This is a genomic window from Burkholderia sp. BCC0405, from assembly GCF_902833075.1.
In the GTDB taxonomy this organism is placed as follows: domain Bacteria; phylum Pseudomonadota; class Gammaproteobacteria; order Burkholderiales; family Burkholderiaceae; genus Burkholderia.
The window spans coordinates 257,211-281,713 of the sequence record NZ_CADFEO010000009.1 but is presented as its reverse complement, the minus strand read 5'-3'; the positions used below and the strand labels follow the sequence as shown (position 1 = coordinate 281,713).

Here is a 24,503-nt window from a genome sequence, read left to right as displayed (position 1 = left end):
CGCACGCATGCTCACGCGGCGCCGCCGGTGCCCAGCCCCAGCCCCGCCGCTCGCTGGATCAGCTCGACGTCGTTGCTCACGCCGAGCTTCTTCATCGCACTGATCTTCTGCGCGCTGACCGTCTGCTTGCCCTTGCTCAGGCGCTGCGCGATCGTCTTGATCGGCACCCCCGCCAGGTACAGGCGAATGACCTCGATCTCGCGCGCCGACAGCCTCACGGGCGCGTCGCCGCGCTCGCCGAATGCGTCGACCGCGCGCCTGACGAGCGGCGACCGGTAGCACCCGCCGCTATAGCTCGAATGAATGGACGTGACGATATGGCCGACCTCGTCGAACTTGCTGACGATGCTCACCCCGCCGATCGCGAGGATCGATCCGAAGATCAGCGGGTTCTCGTTCGCGACCAGCGCGACGATCCCGACGTTCGGACGCGTGCGCCGCAGCCAGCCGAACAGCGCGAGGCTGTCCATCTGCGCGTCTCCACGGATCGCATAGTCGACCAGCACGACATCGCAGTCGACGCTGCCGAGCGTCGCGACCAGTTCGGCCACGCTCCGGTAGACCGCGACGATCTCGATCGAGCAGCCGCTGCCTGCGACCTGCTCGATGCCGGCCAGCGTCAACGGCCAGTCGTATGCGACGACGACGCGAACATTGAATTTCCTCATGCGCAGTTCCAGGTGGTTCGTCGGCCGCGCGACGCGGAACGCGCACGGCCGGTTTGGCGTTGAAAGGATGTTCAGGCTATTTTTAGCCTGAACGTCAATTCTATGAAGCCGCGCACGGACGGGATATCGGACGGAATCGGGATCGGCCGCCCGGGACGTAATACGAGTTTGATATTTGCGCCGGTTCGAGCGCCCGACACCGGGCGGCCCGCCTCTGCGGACATCGGCCGGATGGCCGGCGTGGCGGCTCATTCGGGCCAAGCGACCGGCCAGCAGGTAAAATCGACGCCTTTGCATACTGCGCCGGGCCACCGTCGGCGAGCGACGCGCCGATGCCGGCCGCGCGCCACCGCCCGTTTGCCGGCTGCCCGACCTCCCCCGCTTTCCTCATGACCGACTCCGACCTGCAATCCGACGACACCTCCATCCACGAAGACGGCCTCTGGCGCGACAGCGGCTGGACGGCCCGCATCATCAAGAACGAAGACGACGACGGCTGGGCCGTCGAGATGATCAAGGACGGCGAGTCCGAGCCCGCGCTCGTCGGGCCGTGGACCATGGGCCGCGACAAGAAGAACCCGAAGCCGATGGACGCGAACGCGTTCCGCACGCTCGTGAAGACCGCGACCGAAGTGCTGATGCGGCACGAGCAGCAGCGGCGCGCGATGCTGCACAAGGAAGTGACAGTTCAGGGCGACGACGGCCAGGATGTGTCGGTGACGCTCGACATCGTGCCGGACGAGTTCGAGCCCTACGCGCAGCTCAAGGCATTCGATCCGTATGGCGAGCTGCTGGCCGAAGCGAAGGTGTCGGCCGGATTCAAGCTCAACAAGGCCGGCGCCGAACGCTGGGTCGCCTCGGGCTTCGAGCGGCCGGCCTCCTGATCGCGCACGGCGCGCCGGGCCGCGCGCTCAGGCGCCAGCGCCCTGCCGTGCGCGCCGCAGCCGGTGCGCCGCCAGCTTGCGCCGCACGAGCTGCTCGAACTGCTGCGTCGCGACCGCCGGATCGCGCGCGGCCAGCCCGAGCGCGTTGCGCACAAGCTGGATCGGCGTCAGCACGAGGCCCCACGGCACCCCCCACCAGCCGAACGCGGCCGAGGCCAGCAGCGCGACCGCCTGCTTCCTGCGGCCGCAACGCCGGCAGCACACATGGCGCCGCGTCGCCCAGCGCGTGACGAACAGCAGCGATACGACGCGATGCGACGCATGGACATCGACCGGCTGGTCGTCGCGACGGCAGATCGGGCACGGCCCGTAACGCCAGTCGTGCACGTACTCCCAGACCTTCGCGTCGGGCACCCGCTCCGCCTCGACGACGATCGGATGCGCTTGCGCGCATGCCGGACGGCAATAGCGGTGGCCGTCGATCGACCGCCCGCCGACCAGAAACGTCCTGCCGCAGTGACTGCACTCTGCCACGGTAACCTCGAATAAGCGTGATGCGCCGCGTGCCGGCCCCGCGCGCATTGCTGCACCGGCGATCCGGACGGGCCGTTTCCTGTCTTAACGGCCGACGTCGCGCAGTCTTGAGCGGCTGTGCGCCGCGGCGCGTCAGCCGTGCAGCCCGTGCGCGGTCATCAGCCGATACAGCGTCGCGCGCGAGATGCCCAGCTCGGCCGCCACGTCCGCATGCTGGTGGCGATGGCGCATCAGCGTTTCCTCGATCGCGTGCCGCTCGGCCTGCCGGCGCGCTTCCGCGAGCGTCGGCGGCCGCCGCGACGTGTACGAGTGCAGTTCGAGATCGGCGGCCGAGATCATCGGACCGTTCGTCATCACGACCGCGAACCGGATCCGGTTGATCAGCTCGCGCACGTTGCCGGGCCACGGATAGTTGTAGATCGCTTCGATCGCGCACGGCATGAAACCGCGAATCCGGTGCGAACTGTCGCCGCGATAGCGCCGCAGCACGTAGTCGGCGAGCAGCATGATGTCGCGGCCGCGCACGCGCAGCGGCGGCTCGTCGATGCGCAGCACGCACAGGCGGTAGTACAGGTCGGCACGGAACCGCCCCGCCTGCATCGCGGCCTCGAGATCGACGTGGGTCGCCGACACGATCCGCACGTCCACCGGAATCGACGCGTGCCCGCCGAGCCGCTCGATCGTGCCTTCCTGCAGGAAGCGCAGCAGGCTCGCCTGGCTCTCGAACGGCATGTCGCCGATCTCATCGAGAAACAGCGTGCCGCCGTGCGCGGCCTCGATCCGGCCGATCTTGCGCTGGTGCGCGCCCGTGAACGCGCCGCGCTCGTGGCCGAACAGTTCGGCCTGCAGCAGCGTCGACGGAATCGCCGCGCAGTTCACGGCGACGAACGGCGCCTCGGCGCGCAACGACTGCTGGTGGATCGCCGCCGCCGTCAGCTCCTTGCCGGTGCCGGATTCGCCGGCGATGAATACCGTGGCGTCCGTGTTCGCGACCTTGCGGATCGTCGCGAACAGCCGGCGCATGGCGTCGCACGAGCCAATCATCGTGCCGCCGAGGGGCGCCGCATCGCCGTCCGGGCTGCCGTCCGCGAGTTTCAACATCCCGTATGCATGGCCGACCAGATAGCCGATCGTCGTATAGGCGGTCGCATTGCGCACGTAGTCGAAGCAGCAGTGGCGAATCAGGCGCGCGATGGCGAGATCCCGCAGCCGCTCATGGTCGGCGAGCGCCACCCAGCTGACGCGCGGATCGCGCAGCAGCGTCTCGAACGACGTGACGTCGGGCGACGCGAAGCTGCCGAAATCGACGATGCCCGCATGCGGACGGTTCGCCCTGACGAGATTCAGTGCGTCCGCAACGGTTTTCGCGCGCCACACGTCCCAGCCGCGCGACGCGAGACAGTCCGCGAGCGCGGCATCGTGCTGCTGCGACAGATAGACGAGCGGCCGCAACGGTACGACAGGGTTGCGCCGGACGGCAACGAACGGCGCCGTACCCGCATCGCGTTCGAGATCCCGCGGGCCCGACACCCTGATCTGGCAGCAATAGTTCACGATGGCCTCGTCGCTTGGATGGGTGGTCGAAACGGCCGTTGCCGGATCGCGCGGGGCGGGGCATCGTGGTCCCGCGGCGCAGCGCCGGGCCGTCCTCGGATTGACGTTGCGTTATCGGCAGAAAACGACGCGCTGCGTGTAGATCTGCGGCTCGACGACCGGCTTCGTGGAACCGTTGAGGTCGTCACGATAGGCCCGGTAAGTCTTGCCGTTCACCGTCACTTCCGCCGCACGGGCCGTCTCGATCGAGTTGAGCCCGCTGCGCTGCCACCCGCTCACCCGATCCGCCGCGGTCACGCTCGACTCGCCGGCGATCTTCTGCGTGATCGCGCTGCCGTCGCTCCATGGCTGCGTCTGCATGTCCTCGGCATGCTGCATCGCGCCGATCGTCTTGCCGGTCGGCGTCGGCCCGTTCTGCGCTTCGAACGGCGCGCCACGGCCGTACACCGGCGATTGCCACGACGGTGCGTGACCTTCCTCCGGCATCATGTAGATCATCTGCGGATCGCCGATCATCACCATCGGCGCGCACGCCGTGTTGTCGGCGCGACCGAGCGTCGTCAGCGCCTGCTCGACGCTCACGGCGGTCGCAGCGGTCTGCTCGCCCAGGATCACGAAGACCGCCGGGTTCTGGAATACCGCCTGCGCGGCGGCTTGCGCGCTGTAAAACAACAGAGCGACCAAAAAGATCCTCATGATTGAGGCCTCCTTGCATCCTCGTCAGGCAAAAAGAGGTGTTGACCTCGGGGATGGGATCAACACCCGTCAAACAGGAAACGACCGTCGGGCTTCGGGTTCGAACGACGCCCGTGCAACCTGCGTTCCGGTCGCACGGGCGTCCGACCCGCGTGCTTACGACGACGTGCTCGTCGAAATGACAGCCGGCGCCGGCACGACCGGTGCAGCCGGGGCAGCCTGCTGGTCGACCGGAGCCGGCGGCAATCCTTGCGCAGGATCGGACAAGGCCGGCATGTCGGCGGGCTGCGCAGCGGCTTCGTCCGGCGCCGTCGCGCCGGCAGACGGCATGTCGGCAGGCGCCGCGGCTGCGGCAGGCTGCGCGGCTTCCGGCGCGGGCGCTTCGGCGGCGACCGGAGCCGGCTCGACGGCCTTCGCATCGGCTGCCGGTGCGGGCATCGCGGTCTCGGCTGCGGGCGCCGCGACGACGGCCGCGGCCGGCGTCGTGTCCGCAGCCGGCGCGGCAGCGGCCTGCGCTGCGTTGTCGGTCGCGGCCGGCATCGGCTCCGGCGCCTTGTCGGCGACGGGCTGCACGGGCTCGGGGGCCTTGTCGGCGACTGCCGGCGCAGGCTCCGGCGCCTTGTCGGCCACGGGCGGCACGGGCTCCGGCGCCTTCGTGTCGGCGACCGGCTCGGCAGGCGCGGGCGATGCCTTGTCCGCAACTGCCGGTGCGGCGATCACGGCGGCAGCCGGTACGGCCGCGATCGCCGCCGCCGGTACGACCGATGCCGCGGGCGCGGCGGCGACAGCAGGCGCGGCGGCCACCGCAGGCGCTGCTGCAACGGCGGGTGCTGCGACGGCCGGTGCGGCTGCGACAGCCGGCGCCGTCACCGCCGGCGCGGCAGCTGCAACAGCCGGTGCTGCGACAGCCGGTGCTGCGACAGCCGGCGCCGCCACTGCCGGTGCGGCAGCTGCAACAGCCGGTGCTGCGACGGCCGGTGCTGCGGCAACCGGCGCCACCGACGGCACAGGGACGGGCACCGGCACCGGCAAGGGTGCCGCCTGCACCGAGGTCGTCGCCACCGGGCGGGATTGCGCCGGTGCCGGCGCGGCAGCGTCCAGCGGCGGCAAGCCCATGCGGTTGCGCACGATCGGATCGCGATACTTCACGTCGTCGGCAACCGTCGCTTCCGCGCTCGGCGCCACGTTCGAACGGGCGAGCGGCGCGGTCGTGCCCGGGCACAGGTGACCGGTCGCTTCCACCGCACGCCGGTTCGCGTCGCTCTGGCAGAGCAGCGCGAGCGCCACGTCGGTCAGGCCCATCGCACGGAATTCACGTGCATCGAGACGCCGGACGCAGGCCTGGTCGACCAGCGTCGTGCCGCCCGTCGCGCCGAACCCCGGGAACGACACGCCGACGCTCACCGACCCCATGCAGGTATCGGACAGCGTGGTCGTGAGGCCCGGCGCCTGGATCGCGGGGTTGGTCTTGATCGTCTGCGTACCCGAGTAATTGACGTTTTCCGCCGACTGGGTGTTGTACGGGTTGGTGCCGGGCGCGCCGGATGACTGCAGCGACTGCGGCGTCACGTTCGTGCCGCCACTCGTGCTGGACGGCATCGTCACGTTCACGTTCACGCTCGAATTGCCGCTGCTGTGAACCCCGCTGGAGCTGGTCGCGTTGCCGCCGCGCGAGCTCGTGGTGTTCGTGTTCGTGTTCGAGCTCATGCTCGAGCCGCCCCCCTGGCTGACTGCCGTCGACGACGTCGATGACTGTGCGCTCGAAGTCGAATCGGCGGTTTGCGCTTGGGCGCCGATCGTGGTCATCGCGAACATCGCTGCGCATGCCACCTTGATCTTGTTGCTGTTCATTTCACTCTCCGGACGAGGTTTTACCTCCCACCCAGGCAACCGTACTAATTCCCCTGATGCCCTTCAGCTTTGCCTGCTTCCCCGAACTGTTTCCAGCCGTTACCCAGCTGGGACCACGAGCCGGCCGATATGCCCTGCCACTGCTGGGCGTCTGGTCCGCCGATGGCACTGCCCGAAGAAAGCGTTTGTTGTTCTGACGGTTTGGTTGTCTGGTCAGGGTTGTTTGACGTCTGCAAATTCGATTGCACGTCGTTGGCAATACGGTCAGCGCCATACGCCGTCAGAGACGCGAGCATCAAAGCGGCGGCAATCAGTTTCTGCTTCATGCCAACTCCTTACGTGACAACGATGTGGGGAAAAGAGACCAGCGTCGCTGCGAAACTGGTCCCCCCACACCTGACTAATGACTGCTTCCGGTCGCACTTGCACTGCCCTGGCTTCCGCCCGATGCGGACGGCGAGCCAGCCGAACCGGTACTCCAAACGGTCGACGAGTTGTAGTGATTCGAACCCGTGATCGCGCCTGACCCACCACTGCCGGTCAGCCCAGCGGCACCCGCGTTGGCAACGCCCTGGTCGTTCGCACTCGAAGCCGTGTAATGATTGGCACCAAGGACGATCGTGGCACTCACCCCGCCCGACAGCGCATTCGCGTTCTCGTTCGTGCTGCTGTTTCCACCGTACGAGCCTGCGGCACCGATACCGCCGCCTGCCGCGAACGCGCCCCCGTTCGTGCCCGAACCGCTGGCCGTCGAGGTCGTGTCGTGGAAGGCGGATGCCGTGCCGGCGGAACCAGCGGGTGTCACCGTACTGCCCGCGCTCGCGCCCGCCGTCGAAGTCGAATTGCTGGTATAGCTGCCGGAGCCGACCAGGACCGAACCGGAAACACCCGCCGCAACGGATTGCGTCTGGTTGGTCGTGGAGGAACCTGCGGCCAATGCAGCCGACGATAAGACGGTGAGCGCTGTCGCGAAAATGACTTTGGCTTTCATAGCAATCCCTTGCTGTGAGTATGTTCGGCGGTGGCGGAGCCGGGCCAACCCCCATCGAGCGGAACCCGGCATCCGTACCGCCAGCCATTGACGAACGCTACGCGTCGCGGCTTAGTGGTGCGTCGTCCAGCCGATCGAACCGGCATTCGCGCCGCTGTCGCCACCCGCTTGCGCGCCACCGAAGCCGAAGCCGCTAACCGACGACGATTGGGTGTGGTTCGTGTACGAGATCGAACCGCTGCCCGAGCCACCGGCAACTGCGCCGGCTGCACCGAGTGCCGAGCCCGAATCGGTTGCGGTGAAATGGCCGAAGCCAGCAACGCCTGCCATCGTCTGGCCGCCGCTCGACGAGCTGCTGCTAGACACGGTGCCGCTGCCAGCGAACGCTGCACCCGAAACCGCCAGAACTGCTGCTGCAATCAGAAGCTTCTTCATGGTCGACTCCAAAACGGCGTGGACGGAATGAGTCAGGAAGATCGCACGCCATCAACCTTCCTGACTTGAGCAATCCTAAAAATCAAGGATCACTGTCCAATCAATAAAATCACGATGCCTTTTAAATTCAGCTTATTGCGATTTTTGCAATACAAAGCTTAGCTTCGAGATTTTTAGTTATCCCAATTTTTTCGTAGGTGTTTTCTATTATTTTTATGAACATTTTACTTATACGCAAAACACCATTAGCCGACAAACCAAAGCGATGCGCACATCCTTTCGGCTTGCGATATTCGATACCCCACCGGACGGCATGCCATAAATCGGCATCCCGTTCCGGAATCGAAATTCGCGAATACATTAACCACCGCAAAATGCAGCGCCGTTGAAGATTCACCCTTTATCCGGGCGACAACGGGCCTGCATTGCAGCCAGGTGGCATGTCTTCTCCCTGAGCTATCGACGAAAGGTCTTCCGGATAATCCGGCCGACGGGCGTTCGATCTAATCCGGCCGGCGCCGGCATGGGCCAGGCGCGATCGAAGCGACCCTGCACGGCCGAAGACGAATCGACATCACGCTGTCCGGCACGAACAGCTTGATCCATCCGGGTGAACTGAATGAAAGCGCGTCCCGCTGTCGCCCGACTGTCGTGCGGCGCGACCACCGCGCCGGCACGCGAAGCGCGCGGAGGGCAGGAAACGGAGACAGCGCAATCCGCGAAGCTGGCACAGCGTCGCGAGCGTCACCCCGGCCTTTCCGACTACCCCACTGATGCGCAAAGAATGCGCCGATCAGGCTACTGCTTATGGTCTTCATCGCCGTTTCCCCGACTGCTTATTGACGAGTTGGCCGCCCCACCTGTTCGTTACTTCGTGTCGGCCGCCCGCCGGTGCGTCCAATACCGCAAGCAGCGTGCCACGTGATATTCCACCGCATATTGGGCTCGCCAAACGGCCGCCACGGCGGCCTGCAGCGCCTGGAACGACATTTTTTGTTTCAGGAATGTATCGCAATAACAGTTGGACACCCTCGGCGATCGTTGAGCGCCGCGATGCAATCGCCGGATTAGACGGACGAATCCGGCCCGCAGGCCTACGCCGGACGGCCAGATGAACGCGTGTTTCAAACTTGAGAAGCGCACGTCCGCGCCGGGCGGGCAGCGCGGGCATTTCCGCTTGCAAACCGTGGATCGCGGCGTATGCGCCCCCTCTCCCGTGCCATCACAAACGAGAATTGATTCGCCCGACACCGGGCCTCGAGGGCCCGACACCGCAGCATCCGGCAAGCCGTCCGCACGCGTTTCCTCCGACGACCCGAACGAATTTGATTCATCCGTGAAAATACCGACAGGATCAGACGCCGCTCAAGCGCCGAAATGAGCCGTAAGAAATAAAACCTGCATGCCGGCGTAATAATTAAAACAAATGAAAACGCGTGCCCCTCCCGATCCGGCAGATCCATTTTTCACTTTCACTCTCCCCGCCTTTCACGCACCGAATCGCCCGATAAGCAGCACATTCAGGAAACGTTTTCAAACCTTTATCGATGCATTTCTCATTGATGAAACATTTCCGCCCGACACCGTTTTGATGAAGCCGCTGCCGCAAAAGCCTGATTTATCGCGCGTTTCGTCGTATCGAATCGCGCCGGTCCGGCAATTGGCCCGCGCGCTTTCCTGTCCCCACGATACACACATGAAACAGAAGCGCGCGTATCGCGCGGCAATCGCGCCGTCGCGCCCGTGCGCATCGTGACGGCATCGTTCATGGCATGCCGATTGCCTGATGTCGGACTCTCACCGAGCGGCACGCCGTGGCGCAAGATCACGGCGGCGGCCTGCTCGTCAGTCAGCATGTCGGGGAAAAGGCGATGAAGATCACCACCGGTCGATCGACGCGTGCGTCGTTCAAGCATCAACGGGGTAGTCAGCAAAACCGGAGCGCCTGTCGCGGCGCTTCGTCGACCTCAGCACGTGCGAACCGGCGCTTGCCGAAACGCTCCCCGTGCAGCGGGATGGAACGCGTGCGCGCCGCCGTCGAACTGATCGACGTGTGGTTCCCCGAGCTGAACGACGAGGGAGAAAGCCATGAATGACAGGGTCGCGCTCGAGACGCGCGCCGGTCAGCGCGTCCTGGTGACGGGCGGCGCCGGCTTTCTCGGCAGCTACGTATGCGAACGCCTGGTCATGGAAGGCGCGTCCGTCACGTGCATCGACAGCCTGCTGACGGGGCGCAAGCTCAACGTGGCCGACCTGAAAGCGTCCGGCCGCTTCGCGTTCGTGAAGGGCGACGTCTCGCTCGGCCTGCCGCAACTGCAGGTGGACGAGATCTGGAATCTCGCGTGCGCGGCATCGCCGCCCACTTACCAGATCGATCCCGTCCATACGATGATGACCAACGTGCTCGGCATGAACCACTGCCTCGCGCTCGCGCGCAAGACGGGCGCACGCGTGTTCCAGGCGTCGACCAGCGAGATCTACGGCGACCCGGACGTGCATCCGCAGACGGAAACCTATCGCGGCAACGTGAACACGATCGGCCCGCGCGCGTGCTACGACGAAGGCAAGCGCGCGGCCGAGGCGCTGTGCTACGACTACTACCGCACGCACGGCATCGACGTGCGTGTCGCGCGCATCTTCAATACCTACGGCCCGCGGATGTCGCCGCGCGATGGCCGCGTCGTGTCGAACTTCATCGTCGGCGCACTCAACGGCACACCGCTCGAGATCTACGGCGACGGCAGGCAGACGCGCTCGTTCTGCTTCGCCAGCGACCTGATCGACGGCTTCTTCTGCCTGATGAGCGCCGAGCGCAATATCGGCACGCCGGTCAACCTCGGCAACCCCGGCGAATTCACGATGCTCGAGCTCGCGGAAAAAGTGCTCGCGATGACGGGCTCGAAATCGGACATCGTGTTCCGGCCGCTGCCGCTCGACGATCCGCACCAGCGCAAGCCCGACATCTCGGTCGCGTCGGCCGAACTCGGCTGGCGGCCGGCCGTCGATCTCGACGAAGGCCTGCGCCGGACCGTCGACTATTTCAGCCGCGAACTGTGGCTCGAGCCGGTGTTGCGCCTGACCGGGGTCACGACATGAAAGTGCTCGTGACCGGCGGAGCGGGCTATATCGGCAGCCATACCTGCAAGGCGCTCGCGGCAGCGGGACACGAACCGGTCGCCTACGACAATCTGTCGACCGGCCATCGCGACGCGGTTCGATGGGGGCCGCTCGTCACGGCCGACATTCTCGACCGCGACGCACTGTCGAAGGCGTTCGCCGCGCATCGGCCCGACGTCGTGATCCATTTCGCCGCACTCGCCTACGTCGGCGATTCGGTGCTCGCGCCCGACCGCTATTACACGGTCAACGTCACAGGCACCTGCATGCTGCTGAGCGCGATGCATGCGGCCGGCATCGGCCGGATCGTGATGTCGTCGTCGTGCGCGACGTACGGCATTCCGGACGTGCTGCCGATCTCGGAGCGCACGCCGCAACGGCCGATCAATCCGTACGGCTTCACGAAGTACGCGATGGAACGGATGGCCGCCGATTTCGAGCGCGCATACGGGCTGAAGTGGGTCGCGCTGCGCTACTTCAACGCCGCGGGGGCGGACCCCGACGGCGAGATCGGCGAATGCCACGAACCGGAAACGCACGCGCTGCCGCTCGCGATCCGCGCGGCGCTCGGCACCGGCCACGCGTTCCAGGTGATGGGCACCGACTACCCGACGCCCGACGGCTCGGCGATTCGCGATTACGTGCACGTCAGCGACCTCGCCGACGCGCATCTGAAAGCGACCGCCTATCTGTGCGGCGGCGGCCACAGCGTCGCCCTGAATCTCGGTACCGGCAAAGGAACGTCGGTGCTCGACGCACTGCGCGCCGTCGAAGCGGTGACGGGCCGCCGCGTGCCGACGGTCACAGCCGCGCGCCGCCCGGGCGACCCGCCCGAGCTGTACGCCGACGCCACGCAAGCCGCGCGCATACTCGGCTGGCGGCCGCGTTTCACCGCGATCGAACCGATGGTCGAACACGCCGCGGCGTGGTTTCAGAAAGAACTGCAATTCGAATCCGGCAAGTGAGCCAGTTTCCTTGTACGCCAACCAGGGGAATCACCATGAAGGTACGGATCGCCATCGTCGGCACGGGCTACGTCGGGCTGGTCAGCGGCGCGTGCTTTGCGGATCTCGGGCATGAGGTCGTCTGCATCGACAACAATCACGGCAAGATCGACGCGCTGAACGAAGGCCGCATGCCGATCTACGAACCGGGCCTCGACGCCGTCGTCGCACGCAACGTCGAACGCGGTACGCTGCGCTTCAGCAGCGACCTCGCGGCGAGCGTGCGCGATCGCGACGCGGTATTCATCGCGGTCGGCACGCCGACGCTGCCGGGCACCGACCAGGCGGACCTGCAGTACGTCGAGGCGGCCGCGCGCGCGATCGCGTCGAACCTCACCGGTTTCGCGGTCGTCGTGACGAAGTCGACGGTGCCGGTCGGCACCAACCGGATCGTCAGGCAGATCATCGAGCGCTGCGCGCCGCACGGCATCGACGCGGCCATCGCATCGAATCCGGAGTTCCTGCGCGAAGGCTCGGCGATCGACGATTTCATGCACCCGGACCGCGTCGTGTTCGGCGCCGAGCATCCGCGCGCGATCGAGATCATGAAGGCCATCTATGCGCCGCTTGAAGCGGCCGGCCATCTCGTGCTCGCAACCGAGATCGAAACGGCCGAACTCGTGAAGTACGCGGCGAATGCATTCCTCGCGGTGAAGATCAGTTACATCAACGAGATCTCGGACCTGTGCGAAGCCGTCGGCGCCGATGTCGAACTGGTCGCGAACGGCATGGGCCTCGACCACCGCATCGGCGCATCGTTCCTGAAGGCCGGCCCCGGCTGGGGCGGCTCGTGCTTTCCGAAGGATACGCGCGCGCTGAAGGCGACAGCCTCCAAGCATGCGGTGCCGCTGCGCATCGTCAGTGCGGCGATCGAATCGAACACGCTGCGCAAGCAACAGATCCTGCGCCGCATCGAGCAAGCCTGCGGCGGCTCGATCAAGGACAAGCGCATCGCGGTGCTCGGCCTCACGTTCAAAGGCCAGACCGACGACGTGCGCGAAAGCCCGAGCATCGACTTGATCCAGTTGCTCGTGGGTGCGGGCGCGCATATCCGCGCGTACGACCCGGCGCGTCCGCACGAAGCATCGCGGCTGCTGCCGCAGGTGTTCATGGAGGGCTCCGCGATCGACGCGGTGCGCAGCGCGGACGCCGTGGTCGTGATGACCGAATGGAAAGCGTTCGAGGCGCTCGATCTCGCCGACCTCGCGGATCACATGGCCGATCCCGTGATGCTCGACATGCGCAACCTGTTCAGCGAACGGCTGGCCGTCGACAGCGGCTTTCGCCGCTACGAACGCGTGGGCCGCTCGTGCGGCGAACGCACGCCGGCCGACCCGGCGCCGGAACAACAGCACGCCAGCGAGGACCCCCGGCCGCAGCACGGCCTGCTTCAAGACTGATGGTCTGACCTCGACGGGAGAACACCATGAAGAAGCTGGTTGCGTCGCTTGCGGGCGGCCCTGCGCCGCATACCACCGACGCCGATACCACCGACGCCGACGCCGACGCGAATCGCACCGCATCGCCGCATGCGGAGGTCCCGCTCCTCGTCCCGTTGATGGACGGCGGGACCCGGATCGTCTTCCACCTCCTCGCGCTGGGCTGGTTCGTCGCGCTGGGCATCTTCTGGCGCTGGTGGTTGCGCGACGAGCACTACGTCGACGCATTCCGCTTCGGCGTCAACTGCTTCGTGCTGTTCTGGACCACCTTCATTCCGGGCTACTTCATCTTCATCATCCGCTCGGCGGTCATGCCGAATCCCGCGCTGCCGGTGCCGCGCGACTGGCGCGTCGCGATGGTCGTCACCAAGGCGCCGTCCGAGCCGTTCGACATCGTCCGCACGACGCTGCTCGCGATGCTCGACCAGACCTACCCGCACGATACGTGGCTCGCCGATGAAGACCCGTCGCCCGAGACGCTCGACTGGTGCCGCGAGCACGGCGTATTCGTGTCGACGCGGCGCGGCATTGCCGCGTACCACCGGACGAGCTGGCCGCGCCGAACCAAGTGCAAGGAAGGCAATCTCGCTTATTTCTACGACAGGGTCGGCTACGACCACTACGATTTCGTGTCGCAGCTCGACGCCGACCACGTGCCGACCCGCACCTATCTCGAGGAGATACTGCGGCCGTTCGTCGACCCGGAAGTCGGCTACGTATCGGCGCCGAGCATCTGCGACAGCAATGCGGCCGAGAGCTGGAGCGCGCGCGGACGCGTGAACGTGGAGGGACCGCTGCACGGCACGATGCAGGCCGGCTATGCGGGCGGCCTCGCGCCGCTGTGCATCGGCTCGCACTACGCGGTGCGCTGCCGCGCGCTGCGCGAGATCGGCGGGCTCGGGCCCGAGCTCGCCGAGGATCACTCGACCACGATGATCTTCAATGCGAAGGGCTGGCGCGGCATGCATGCGCTGAACGCGATCGCGCACGGCGAGGGGCCGCGCACGTTCGGCGACCTGGCCACGCAGGAATTCCAGTGGTCCAAGAGCGTGATGATCATCATGCTGCGCTACACGCGCCGCTATTTCATGGGGCTGCCGCTGAAGCTGAAGGCGCAGTTCCTGTTCTGCCAGCTGTGGTATCCGCTGTGCGCGCTCGCGATGGCCGCCAGCGTCGTGATCCCGGTCGTCGCGCTGCTCACCGGCCGCGTGTGGGCGCACGTCGACTTCCTCACGTATTTCACCTACGCGCTGCCGCTGTCCGTGCTGCTCCTGTGCGTGGTGACCTGGGCCACGCGTTCGACCCGGTCGTGCCGCCCGCTGAACACGAAGCTGCTGTCGTGGGAAGGGCTGTCGTTCGTGTTCGCGCGCTGGCCGTGGGTCGTGCTCGGCTGCGCGTCGGCGGTGTTCGACTGCGTGCGCGGCAAGGAATTTCCGTTCAAGGTCACGCCGAAGGGCGGCACGATCGAACAGGACGCGCCGCTGCGCGTGGTCGCCCCGTACCTGCTGATCTCGCTGTTCTGCAGCCTGCCGGTCGTCACGGTCGAGAATCCGCGCAACGCCGCCGGCTTCTATCTGTTCTCGACGCTCACGAGCATCCTGTATCTCGTGATCGCCGCCGTCGTCACGGTGAATCACGGCAGGGAGCAAGGGCTCGCGTGGTCGGCGTTCAGGCAGATGTTCTTCAGCCGCCTGCCCGTGCGCAACGCGCTGTTCGTGATCGCGCTCGCGATGGTGCTGGCCGGCATCGGGCTGCGCGCGCCGAAAGGCTGGCAGGCGATGATGTGGCGCTCGGATTTGCCGGCCGTGGTCGCGCCCGTGCCGGGCGAACCGGTGAAGCAGCCCGCGCTCGGCGCATACGATCCCGAAAACACGCTCGCGGGCGACCGGGATCTCGCGTTCGACCATGTGTTCGTGTCGTGGAACGCGCCCGACATCCGCGCGGAAATCGACGCTGCGTACCGGAGCGCGCAGGCGCGCAACCGCTCGCTGATGCTGACCGTCGAGCCCTGGGCAGCCGGCGACACGCGGCCAGGCGCGCTGCTCGACGATATCGCGCACGGGCGCTACGATGCGCGGATCGCGGCCACCTGCTCGGCACTCGCCGCGTTGAAGGGCCCGGTGTTCGTGCGCTGGGGGCACGAGATGGAGGCCGACACCGGACGCTATCCGTGGGCCATCGGCGATCCGTCGGCCTACGTGGATGCGTACCGGCGGGTCGTGAGCACCTGCCGCACGATGACCGACCAGCTCCGCTTCGTATGGTCGCCGGCCGGCAACCGGAACCTGGACGACTATTTCCCGGGCCGCGGCTATGTGGACGACGTCGGCCTGTCCGTGTTCGACTGCCCGCGCTGCGCGACCTGGCCGGCCGGCGGCCACGCGTCCGCCGCGAGCATCCTGCGGACCAAGTACGAGCGGGTGACCGACTACGGGCTGCCGGTGATGGTGACGGAGCTCGGCATCGACGGGTCGAATGCGCGCAAGCGCGAGGCACTCGACGAATTCCAGCGATCGCTGTGGCGCTATCCGCTGCTGAAGGCCGTGGTGTATTTCAACGCGGTCGATACGCCCGGCGCATGGCCGGCGCATTACGTGCCGGACTGGCGGATCGCCCCCGCATTCCTGCAGACGACGGTGGTCGCCCGGTGAAACGCGGGGGGAGCGACAGCGCGTCAGCCGTGCGCCGTCAGCCGAGCAGTTCCTTCTTCCGCAACTGCACCACGTCGCGCATCGGCGGCGCGCCGAACAGCCGGCTGTATTCGCGGCTGAACTGCGACGCGCTTTCGTAGCCGACCACGGCGGCCACCGACCCGACATCGCCGCCCTGCCGCAGCAGCAGCCGGCGCGCCTCGTGCAGCCGCAACTGCTTCTGGTACCGCAGCGGGCTGAGCGTCGTCACGTGCTTGAAATGGTGGTGCAGCGACGACACGCTCATGTTGACCGCCTGCGCGAGCGATTCGACGCGCATCGGCTCCGCGTAGTGATCGCGGATCCATTCGATGGCGCGCGCGATCCGGTGCGTCTGGCTGCCCGTGATCGCCATGTGCCGCAGCCGCGTGCCCTGCCCGCTCGTCATCAGCCGGTACAGCAATTCCTTTTCGATCAGTGGCGCGACGACCGGAATGTCGGCCGGCGTATCGAGCAGCCGCATCAGCCGCAGCGCGGCATCGAGCAGCGGCGGCGTCAGCTCGGCGAGCGCGATCCCCTCGCCTTCGGGGCCCGCGTCGGGCTCGGGCAGCCGCATCTCGGCCGCGAGCTCCACGATGCGCTGCGGATCGAGCCTCAGCGACAGGCACAGGTACGGTTCCTCCGGCGACGCGCGCGTCACGCGCGAGAGGATCGGCAAGTCGATCGACGTAATCAGGCAATTCTGCGTGTCGTATTCGTAAGCGTGGCCGGCCACGATCACGCGCTTCGCGCCCTGGCCCGCGATCACGAGCGCGGCACACGACACGGCGCAGCCGAGATCGACCGGACGCGTATGCCGATGCAGCATCAGGCCCGGCACGGCCGTCGAATGCGAGCCGTCCGCCGGCGCGAAACGGCTGATCAGCATCGCCAGCTCGCGCCGCCCGGATTCGCGCGACGCCACGATATCGGTCATGTCCATGACGCTTCCTCGGTAGATTTCCTCATGTCGCGGGAGCATAGCGAAACCGCCCGGAACCTGCCGGGGATTTGCAGGATTGTTCAATAAATTTGCAGGATTGGGTAGACGCAAAAACTGGCTGCTCGCGCACACTGCCCGCTAACCGGGCGCATGCCGGGTTTTCCCCACGGAGACAATCAAAATGCCTACCTCGTTTGTCCTGAACGGCAAGAGCGTCACGCTCGACGCCGATCCGTCGATGCCCGTCCTCTGGGCCATTCGCGAACACGCGGGACTGACCGGCACGAAGTTCGGCTGCGGCATGGCGCAGTGCGGCGCGTGCACCGTGCATCTCGAAGGACAGGCCGTCCGCTCGTGCGTGCTGCCGCTCGCCGGCATCGCGGGCAAGCACGTCACGACGATCGAAGGCCTGCAGAGCAAGCCCGCGCAGGCCGTGCAGGCCGCCTGGGTCAAGCTGCAGGTGCCGCAATGCGGCTACTGCCAGTCCGGCCAGATCATGTCGGCCACCGCGCTGCTCGAACAGAACCCGAAGCCGACCGACGCGGACATCGACGCCGCGATGAACGGCAACCTGTGCCGCTGTGCGACCTACGCCCGCATCCGGGCGGCGATCCACGACGCGGCCGCGACGCTGGGAGCGTGACCATGACGATCGAACTCGACAACAGCAATTCGGTGCGTCCGTCGCGCCGCACGTTCCTGAAAGCCGCCGGCACCGCGGCCGCCGTCAGCCTGACCATCGGCTTCGAATGGGCCGGCCTCGGCCGCCGCGCGCTTGCGGCGACGGCGCCTGCCGCCGACTTCGCGCCGAACGCGTTCCTGCGCATCACGCCCGACGGCGCCGTCACGGTCATTGCAAAGCACGTCGAACTGGGCCAGGGCGCCTATACGGGCATCGCGACGATCGTCGCCGAGGAGCTCGACGCCGACTGGTCGCACGTGCGCGTCGAAAGCGCGCCGGCCGACGCGAAACGCTATGCCAACCTCGCGTTCGGCACGATGCAGGGCACGGGCGGCAGCTCGGCGATGGCGAACTCGTGGCAGCAACTGCGCGAAGCGGGCGGCAAGGCCCGCGCGATGCTGGTCTCGGCCGCGGCGGCCCGCTGGAAGGTGCCGGCCGGCGAGCTGACGACGGCCAATGGCGTCGTCACGCATGCGAAGAGCGGCAAGACGGCCGCGTACGGCACGCTCGTCGCCGATGCGTCGAAGCTGCCGGTGCCCGACAAGGTCGTGCTGAAGCAGCCGGCCGATTTCAAGCTCATCGGCCACCGGATTCCGCGCGTCGATGCGTCGGCCAAATCGAACGGCACCGCGCATTTCACGCTCGACACCACCTTCCCCGGCATGCGCGTCGCGCTGCTGCAGCGCCCGCCGCGCTTCGGCGCGACGGTGAAGTCCTTCGACGCGACGGCGGCCAAGGCCGTGCCGGGCGTTGTCTCGGTCGTACAGGTGCCCGGTGGCATCGCGGTCGTCGGGACCGGTTTCTGGGCCGCGAAACAGGGCCGCGACGCGCTGAAGGTCGAATGGGACGAAACGAACGCCGAAAAGCGCGGCTCGGACGAGATCATGCGCGAATACCGGCAGCTCGCCGACAAGCCGGGCACGTCGGCGCGCAAGGACGGCGATGCCGATGCGGCGATCGCGGGCGCGGCGCGCAAGATCAGCGCGACGTACGAATTCCCGTATCTCGCGCACGCGCCGATGGAGCCGCTCGACGCGGTCGTCAAGCTGACGGCGAACAGCTGCGAAATCTGGGCCGGCGACCAGTTCCAGACGGTCGACCAGGCCAACGCGGCCAGGACGGCAGGCCTGAAGCCCGAGCAGGTGCAGATCCATACGCTGTACGCAGGCGGCAGCTTCGGCCGGCGCGCGAACGCGTGGTCGGACTACGTGGTCGAGGCCGTGTCGATCGCGAAGGCGCTCGGCGCGGACGGCAAGCCCGTCAAGCTGCAATGGACGCGCGAGGACGACATCCAGGGCGGCTTCTACCGGCCGATGTACTTCCACAAGCTCGACGCGGGGCTGACCGCGGACGGCAAGCTGGTCGGCTGGCGCCACCGGATCGTCGGCCAGTCGATCCTCGCCGGCACGCTGTTCGAGGCATTCATGGTGAAGAACGGCGTGGATGCCACCTCGGTCGAGGGCGCGGCGAACCTGCCGTACGCGGTGCCGAACGTGTCGGTCGAGCTCACCACCGCCAAGGTCGGCGTGCCCGTGCTGTGGTGGCGCGTGGTCGGCAGTTCGCATACGGCCTACGCGGTCGAGGCGTTCATCGACGAAGCCGCGCACACGGCAGGCAAGGATCCGTACGCGTTCCGCCGCGACCTGCTCGCGAAGGAGCCGCGCATGCGCGCGGTGCTGGACCTGGCCGCGCAGAAGGCCGGCTGGGATCCGGCCAAGCCGCTGCCGAAGGGGCGCGGGCGCGGGATCGCGGTCGCCGAGGCGTTCAAGAGCTATGTCGCGCAGGTCGCCGAGGTGTCGGTCGACGCGGACGGCAAGGTGAAGGTCGAGCGCGTGGTGTGCGCGGTCGATTGCGGCATCGCGATCAATCCGGACATCGTCGCCGCGCAGATGGAGGGCGGCATCGGCTTCGGGCTCGGCGCGGTGATGCACAGCGCGATCACGCTGAAGGACGGCCAGGTCGAGCAGCGCAACTTCGACGGCTACCACGTGCTGCGGATGGCCGAGATGCCGAAAGTCGAGGTGCATATCGTGCCGTCGGCCGAAGCACCGACCGGGGTCGGCGAGCCGGGCGTCGCGCCGGTCGGGCCGGCGGTCGCGAACGCGATCTTCGCGGCGACGGGCAAGCGGCATTACGTGCTGCCGTTCGATTCGGCGGATAGCGCGAAGGCTTGAGGGTAGGCCGGAACGTCGGCCGCGGGGCGCAGACGCCTTGCGGCCGGCGTTTGTGATCACCTCGCGAAAGACGTAACGCCGACTGGAGTCGAGGCACAATGGCGCCCCCACGGGAACGCTCATTCCAGCTCGACTTCAGGCCAGAGTCTCGGAAATAGAAAACGAAGGCCGTTCAGCGGCAATCCAAAAGACAGTTCACCGCGATGCGACGGCGAAGTCAGCAGTCCGTAATCCAGCAGCGAACGGACGATTCTGCGAGCCAGTACATCGCTCACACCCAGCATCTGGGCAAACTCCGCTCGCGTGACCGTTCGGCGCAGTGCCACGAACTCCATGGCCAGCGCCGCGGCTTCCGGTTTGATGACAGATTTTTCCGAACGGATGGTCCACGGATTGGCCTCCAGGTATCGCAGCAGATCCAGCAATCGCCCGGTCACCCCTTCGAACTCCGTCATATGCACCATGAAACCAACCTGGTCCTGACAGCAATCGAGAAAGAACCGGGCAAATTTGACCAGCCCTTCCTGGGATAGGTTGCCCCGGCCGTCCAGATCGTTGCGCCTCGTCTGGTCGGCCTCGCTCAGCCTGGCGTAATACTGCTCATGCTCTCGCGCCAGCCCCCGAAGCGGCGACCAAAGACCATGAGTCAGGTCTGCGGCGCGCAGTCCGAGATGTGAATGCAGACGTGCCACCCGACCGTTGCCGTCCATGAACGGGTGCACCCAGGTCAACCGATGATGCGAACAGGCAATGCCGATCAGTTGATACTCCTTCGCACGAATGCGGCTATAACGTGTCGCCCAGGCCTGGAGCAACGTCTCGATCATCTCAGGCTCCGGTGCCAAATGACGCCCTACCGTCACATTCGAGCGGCGAAATTCGCCCGGAACGATGGCCTTCCCTTCACCGGTCAGTCGCTCGTCGACTGGCAAACCAGAGAAGAAGCGATCGTGAATGGCCGAAATTCGCGTCGGTTCAAAGAGCGCGGCAACCGGAAGCGTTCGCCACTCCTCCTCGAGCGCCGCTTCCGTCGCGATATGCGCGACCGCGAAGCGTTGTTTCTTGCGCTCGACAATATCGGTCGAATAATCCCGATGCAGCGCAGCCTCGATCTTGGCAGGCGTCGTGTGCTGTCCTTCGATCTTGTTCGTGTAGTACGAATTCATGGCGCGCAACTGCGGCACGAGCGCGACGGCCAGTGGGGTATCGCGTACGGCAAGCAACCGATGTGATGAGTCGACGAGCTCGGCGGCCTGCTCAAGCAGCGGATCGAGTACGCGATCCTCGGGAAACAGCGGTTCGAAGGTAGCGGCTGTGGTCATGCTTCCCTGTCGGGTTCAATGTAGGGTTCCATGTCGGCAATTATAGTAACTTATGTTGATGATTTATATACACTTTTAACATTCTCGTGTCGGGTTCAATGTAGGATTCCATGTCGGGTTCTCCACCCGGCCGCGGCGGCGCTCCACCCGCCCGGTTCCCCGCCTGGCCCCACACGTTACGGCGGACGTAACGCCCGTAACGTCACCCGCCGATGCTACGTAACAATCCTTCACGGTTGCCCCGCCCCCCTTTTCTGTTTGGCTCGCGTCTCCCGTTAAAAATTCTTTTAAATTCAAGGCTGCCGCGCCGCCTGCAGCGATGCCTCCCCCTGCCGGCCCCTGACGATCCTGTCCCTGGCCCGGAAGTTGCTGCACAGGTCCCGCAAACACTCCTTTACGGACATGCGAGGGCCACCATGGATTGCAAATATCTGTACATCGACAACATAAAAATCAACTTCGTGCGCCGCACGATCGAAATCGACAACAAGATCATTGATGTCACGCCGCGTGAATTCGACGTCGTGGAATTCCTGCTCGACAACATGAACAAGATCGTGCCGCGGCAGGCAATCCAGGAAGCCGTGTGGGGCCGTGAACTCGGCGTGTCGTCGCGCACGCTCGACACCCATATCTCGCGTATCCGTTCGAAGCTGCAACTCGATCACGACAAGAACCTGCGGATCATCCCGATCTACGCGGTCGGCTATCGCCTGGTGCTGTTCGGTGCGGCGATGACGCACGTCGAGCGTCACGACGCAGCGCCGATCCTGCGCGCGGCGCCGCAGGCCGTGATGGCCGCCGACTACGCCTGACGATTCGCCGGCGCGCCGGCCACGCTCCCCCCACCGCGCTGCGCCGTTCCGCAGCGCCTCGCGGCCTGCCCGTCGGGCGCGGCCTGCACGCCGCCCGGCCCGCCAGCCAGTCGCGACCCGACCGCCGCCTCCGGGCGGCGGTCGCTTTTGGGTGCCGGCGTCCGCGCATCCTCGTGCATCCTCGTCCGTCACGCTTCGTCGCTTCCGCCCCGGCCACCGCCGTCGATGCCCACGACGACGGATTCCGGCGTGACACGCGACCATTGCCCTCCCTACAATCGACCCGGCAGCCGCGCGCCCTCCGCGCCGACGGCCCTGGAGCGAACGGAATGACCCTGAAGATGCGCGATCCGCGAACCGTCGTCGCGTGCCTGTCCGCACTGGCGGCGCTCGCGTGCGCCGTGCCGTCCGTCACCCACGCGGCGAACGACGACGCGCCGCACGTCGCGTCGATAGCGCCGGGCAATCCGGATGAAGGCGGCACCGGGCGCGACACGCCGCCCGCACGCCAGCGACGCATGGATGCCGTCGCAACCACGCCGCCCGATCGCGCGCGCCGGCAAGCGTCGCCGGCAGCGTCCGCCGATCCGCCTTCCTGCCATGCCCGGCCCGTGATGACGATGTGCCGGGGCCTGCAATCGAGCGACGCGAAGCGGCGCTGCATGCGCTGCCTCGACCCGTGATGCCGCGCAGCGCGCCCGCCTATGCGGCGCGCTGCGCCTCCAGCCACGCCTGGAACATCAGCACCGTCCACAACTGGTGCTGCCAGTTCATCCGGCCGGTCACGTGCTGGCGCCACAGCCGCTCGACCGCGGCCGCATCGAAGAAGCCTTCCTCGCGCAACCGCGACGGCCGCAGCAGCGCTTCGGCCCAGTCGCGCAGCGAGCCACGCAGCCAGTGATCGACGGGCGCGCAGAAGCCCTGTTTCGGCCGGTCGATCAGCGCGGACGGCACGTACCGGTCGAGCAGTCGACGCAGCAGCGCCTTCGACTGCCCTTCCGGCAAACGCACCGCCGCAGGCACGCGCCACGCGAATTCGACGACGTGATGGTCGAGGAACGGCATGCGCGTTTCGAGGCTCACGGCCATCGCCGCGCGATCGACTTTCGCGAGGATGTCGGTCGGCAGGTACGAGAGCGTATCGATCGCCATCGCCTGCTCGGCGAAGCTCAGGTGCGCGGGCCACGCGGATACGGTGTCGAGCGGCGTCGCCGGCTCCTGCCCCGACAGCGCGAGGCGCTCGGGATGATGCACCGACGACATCAGCAACCGGTACAGCCCGATGCGGCTCTCGGCCGTCATCACGTGGCCGAGCTTGTGCAGGCGATCGCCGATGCGCGTCGCCGATTCGCGTGCCTCCACGCCGCCCCACGCCCCCTGTGCGACGGCCGCGAGCTGGTCCGCGTGATCGGGCCGCAACGCGTGCAGCGCGGCTGCGATCCGCGCGCGCACGGCGCCCGGTACGCGATGCAGCTTGCGCCACAGCCGCGGCGTCAGGAAGTAGCGCGTATAGCCGCCGAACAGCTCGTCGCCGCCGTCGCCGGACAGGCTCACCTTCACGTGCCGGCGCGTCAGTTCCGACACGAGAAAGGTCGGGATCTGCGATGCATCGGAGAACGGCTCGTCGTAGATCGACGGCAGCTTCGGCACGACGCCGAGCGCGTGGTCGGCCGTGACATAGAGCTCGGTATGGCGCGTGCCGAGATGGCGCGCGACGGCCTTCGCATAACCGGCCTCGTCGTAGCCGGCTTCATGGAAGCCGATCGTGAACGTATCGACCGGCGTCGACGATTGCGCCTGCATCAGCGCGACGATCGTCGACGAATCGACGCCGCCCGACAGGAACGCGCCGAGCGGCACGTCGGCCTCCATCTGCCGCGCGACGGCCTGGCGCAGCACCGCGTCGAGCTGGCTGACGGCCTCGTCCGCGTTGCCCTCGAACGGCTGCGCGCGACCGTTCTCGATCGCCTGTTCGAGCGTCCAGTACGCACGCAGGCGCGGCGTGTCGCGCGCATGCTCGAACTGGATATACGTGCCGGGCGGCAGCTTGCGGATGCCGCGATAGATCGTATGCGGCGCGGGCACGCTCGACTGGCGCAGGTACAGGCACAGCGCGTCGCGATCGATCGCGCCGTCGAAGCCCGGATAGCCGCGCAGCGCCTTCAGCTCGGACGCGAACACGAGCGCGTCGCCGATCCGGCCGTAATAGAGCGGCTTCTCGCCGATCCGGTCGCGCGCGAGCGTCAGCACCCGCGATTCGCGATTCCACAGCGCGATCGAAAACATGCCGGTTGCGCGCCGCAGCGTCGCTTCGACGCCCCACGCGACGATCGCCGCGACCAGCACCTCGCTGTCGGAATGGCCACGCCACGCCGGTGCGCGACCCGCGCGCTCGAGCTCGGCGCGCAGTTCGCGATGGTTGTAGATTTCGCCGTTGAAGACCATGACGTAGCGGCCGCACGCCGATGCCATCGGCTGTCGGCCGTGCACCGACAGGTCGACGATCGCGAGCCGCCGGTGGCCGAGCGCAATGCCGGCTTCCGGATCGACCCAGATCCCCTGCCCGTCCGGCCCGCGATGCGCGAGGCTTGCCGTCATGCGCGCGAGCGTGCCGCGCGCTGTCTCCTCATCGAAGGCGACGCTATTCAGAAAGCCGTCGATTCCGCACATTGATTTGTCCGCCCCTGTTGACCATTTTCGTCACGCATGGCGCAACCTCGCGGCC

The 24,503-nt window shown here is 66.8% G+C and carries 21 protein-coding genes and 1 pseudogene; 11 read left to right on the top strand and 11 right to left on the bottom strand.

Translation table 11 applies throughout. The features are described from left to right. Nucleotides 1–11 precede the first annotated feature (11 nt). Nucleotides 12–668: a response regulator transcription factor gene (locus HWX36_RS17695; protein WP_175953331.1), complete on the bottom strand. Its 657-nt coding sequence runs from the start codon at nt 666–668 to the stop codon at nt 12–14. A 389-nt stretch (nt 669–1,057) separates the two neighbouring features. On the opposite strand from HWX36_RS17695, the gene HWX36_RS17690 reads away from it, so the two are divergent. After that, complete coding sequence (locus HWX36_RS17690) at nt 1,058–1,552, top strand: hypothetical protein (protein WP_175953330.1); 495 nt, start codon at nt 1,058–1,060, stop codon at nt 1,550–1,552. Between the two features lie 27 nt (nt 1,553–1,579). On the opposite strand, the gene HWX36_RS17685 is transcribed toward HWX36_RS17690, so the two are convergent. The 7 genes from HWX36_RS17685 to HWX36_RS17655 form a co-directional block, all read right to left on the bottom strand. Next, entirely contained in the window at nt 1,580–2,086 is a 507-nt protein-coding gene (locus HWX36_RS17685) for a hypothetical protein (RefSeq protein ID WP_175953329.1), read from the bottom strand. A gap of 132 nt (nt 2,087–2,218) precedes the next feature. Continuing rightward, nucleotides 2,219–3,616, bottom strand: a complete 1,398-nt coding sequence (locus HWX36_RS17680) for a sigma-54 dependent transcriptional regulator (RefSeq protein ID WP_244136443.1) — start codon at nt 3,614–3,616, stop codon at nt 2,219–2,221. A 135-nt stretch (nt 3,617–3,751) separates the two neighbouring features. Next, nucleotides 3,752–4,336, bottom strand: a complete 585-nt coding sequence (locus tag HWX36_RS17675) for a hypothetical protein (protein WP_175953327.1) — start codon at nt 4,334–4,336, stop codon at nt 3,752–3,754. A gap of 156 nt (nt 4,337–4,492) precedes the next feature. Further along, nucleotides 4,493–6,187 carry a chemotaxis protein CheA gene (locus HWX36_RS17670; RefSeq protein ID WP_175953326.1) on the bottom strand — a complete coding sequence of 565 codons (1,695 nt, stop codon included), beginning with the start codon at nt 6,185–6,187 and terminating at the stop codon, nt 4,493–4,495. A gap of 44 nt (nt 6,188–6,231) precedes the next feature. Continuing rightward, nucleotides 6,232–6,513, bottom strand: coding sequence for a hypothetical protein (locus tag HWX36_RS17665; protein WP_175953325.1), 282 nt, complete (start codon nt 6,511–6,513; stop codon nt 6,232–6,234). A 74-nt stretch (nt 6,514–6,587) separates the two neighbouring features. Beyond that, nucleotides 6,588–7,178, bottom strand: coding sequence for a hypothetical protein (locus HWX36_RS37785; protein ID WP_347879220.1), 591 nt, complete (start codon nt 7,176–7,178; stop codon nt 6,588–6,590). A gap of 111 nt (nt 7,179–7,289) precedes the next feature. Beyond that, nucleotides 7,290–7,613, bottom strand: a complete 324-nt coding sequence (locus HWX36_RS17655; RefSeq protein WP_175953323.1) for a hypothetical protein — start codon at nt 7,611–7,613, stop codon at nt 7,290–7,292. A 1,426-nt stretch (nt 7,614–9,039) separates the two neighbouring features. Between HWX36_RS17655 and HWX36_RS17650 the strand changes: the two genes are divergently transcribed. Genes HWX36_RS17650 through HWX36_RS17625 form a run of 6 tightly spaced genes read left to right on the top strand, consistent with a single transcriptional unit; the run spans nt 9,040 to nt 15,824 of the window. Beyond that, entirely contained in the window at nt 9,040–9,369 is a 330-nt protein-coding gene (locus HWX36_RS17650) for a hypothetical protein (protein ID WP_175953322.1), read from the top strand. A 58-nt stretch (nt 9,370–9,427) separates the two neighbouring features. Next, nucleotides 9,428–9,709: a hypothetical protein gene (locus HWX36_RS17645; protein WP_244136441.1), complete on the top strand. Its 282-nt coding sequence runs from the start codon at nt 9,428–9,430 to the stop codon at nt 9,707–9,709. Continuing rightward, nucleotides 9,702–10,709: a UDP-glucuronic acid decarboxylase family protein gene (locus HWX36_RS17640; protein ID WP_175953321.1), complete on the top strand. Its 1,008-nt coding sequence runs from the start codon at nt 9,702–9,704 to the stop codon at nt 10,707–10,709. The genes HWX36_RS17645 and HWX36_RS17640 overlap by 8 nt, the downstream gene beginning before the upstream one ends. Beyond that, on the top strand, nt 10,706–11,695 hold the full coding sequence (galE, locus tag HWX36_RS17635; protein ID WP_175953320.1) for a UDP-glucose 4-epimerase GalE: 990 nt from the start codon (nt 10,706–10,708) through the stop codon (nt 11,693–11,695). Before HWX36_RS17640 ends, galE begins: the two co-directional genes overlap by 4 nt. 35 nt (nt 11,696–11,730) lie before the next feature. Then, nucleotides 11,731–13,134 (top strand): UDP-glucose/GDP-mannose dehydrogenase family protein, encoded by a 1,404-nt coding sequence (locus HWX36_RS17630; RefSeq protein ID WP_175953319.1) that lies wholly within the window; start codon nt 11,731–11,733, stop codon nt 13,132–13,134. A gap of 26 nt (nt 13,135–13,160) precedes the next feature. Beyond that, nucleotides 13,161–15,824 (top strand): glycosyltransferase family 2 protein, encoded by a 2,664-nt coding sequence (locus HWX36_RS17625; protein ID WP_175953318.1) that lies wholly within the window; start codon nt 13,161–13,163, stop codon nt 15,822–15,824. Nucleotides 15,825–15,861: 37 nt separating this feature from the next. On the opposite strand, the gene HWX36_RS17620 is transcribed toward HWX36_RS17625, so the two are convergent. After that, nucleotides 15,862–16,785: an AraC family transcriptional regulator gene (locus HWX36_RS17620; RefSeq protein WP_175953317.1), complete on the bottom strand. Its 924-nt coding sequence runs from the start codon at nt 16,783–16,785 to the stop codon at nt 15,862–15,864. Between the two features lie 181 nt (nt 16,786–16,966). Between HWX36_RS17620 and HWX36_RS17615 the strand changes: the two genes are divergently transcribed. Continuing rightward, complete coding sequence (locus HWX36_RS17615) at nt 16,967–17,428, top strand: (2Fe-2S)-binding protein (protein WP_175953316.1); 462 nt, start codon at nt 16,967–16,969, stop codon at nt 17,426–17,428. A 2-nt stretch (nt 17,429–17,430) separates the two neighbouring features. Then, nucleotides 17,431–19,641 (top strand): xanthine dehydrogenase family protein molybdopterin-binding subunit, encoded by a 2,211-nt coding sequence (locus tag HWX36_RS17610; RefSeq protein ID WP_175953315.1) that lies wholly within the window; start codon nt 17,431–17,433, stop codon nt 19,639–19,641. 119 nt (nt 19,642–19,760) lie between these two features. Here the strand turns inward: HWX36_RS17610 and HWX36_RS17605 are convergent, their stop codons facing one another. Then, on the bottom strand, nt 19,761–20,963 hold the full coding sequence (locus HWX36_RS17605; RefSeq protein WP_175953314.1) for a Fic family protein: 1,203 nt from the start codon (nt 20,961–20,963) through the stop codon (nt 19,761–19,763). 416 nt (nt 20,964–21,379) lie between these two features. Here HWX36_RS17605 and HWX36_RS17600 point away from each other — a divergent pair, with 416 nt between their 5' ends. Next, on the top strand, nt 21,380–21,778 hold the full coding sequence (locus HWX36_RS17600; protein ID WP_175953313.1) for a winged helix-turn-helix domain-containing protein: 399 nt from the start codon (nt 21,380–21,382) through the stop codon (nt 21,776–21,778). Between the two features lie 488 nt (nt 21,779–22,266). After that, a pseudogene (locus HWX36_RS17595) lies at nt 22,267–22,461 on the top strand (lytic transglycosylase); the annotation flags it as partial. Nucleotides 22,462–22,480: 19 nt separating this feature from the next. Here HWX36_RS17595 and asnB read toward each other — a convergent pair. Then, nucleotides 22,481–24,448, bottom strand: coding sequence for an asparagine synthase (glutamine-hydrolyzing) (gene asnB / locus HWX36_RS17590; protein ID WP_175953312.1), 1,968 nt, complete (start codon nt 24,446–24,448; stop codon nt 22,481–22,483). Nucleotides 24,449–24,503 lie beyond the last annotated feature (55 nt).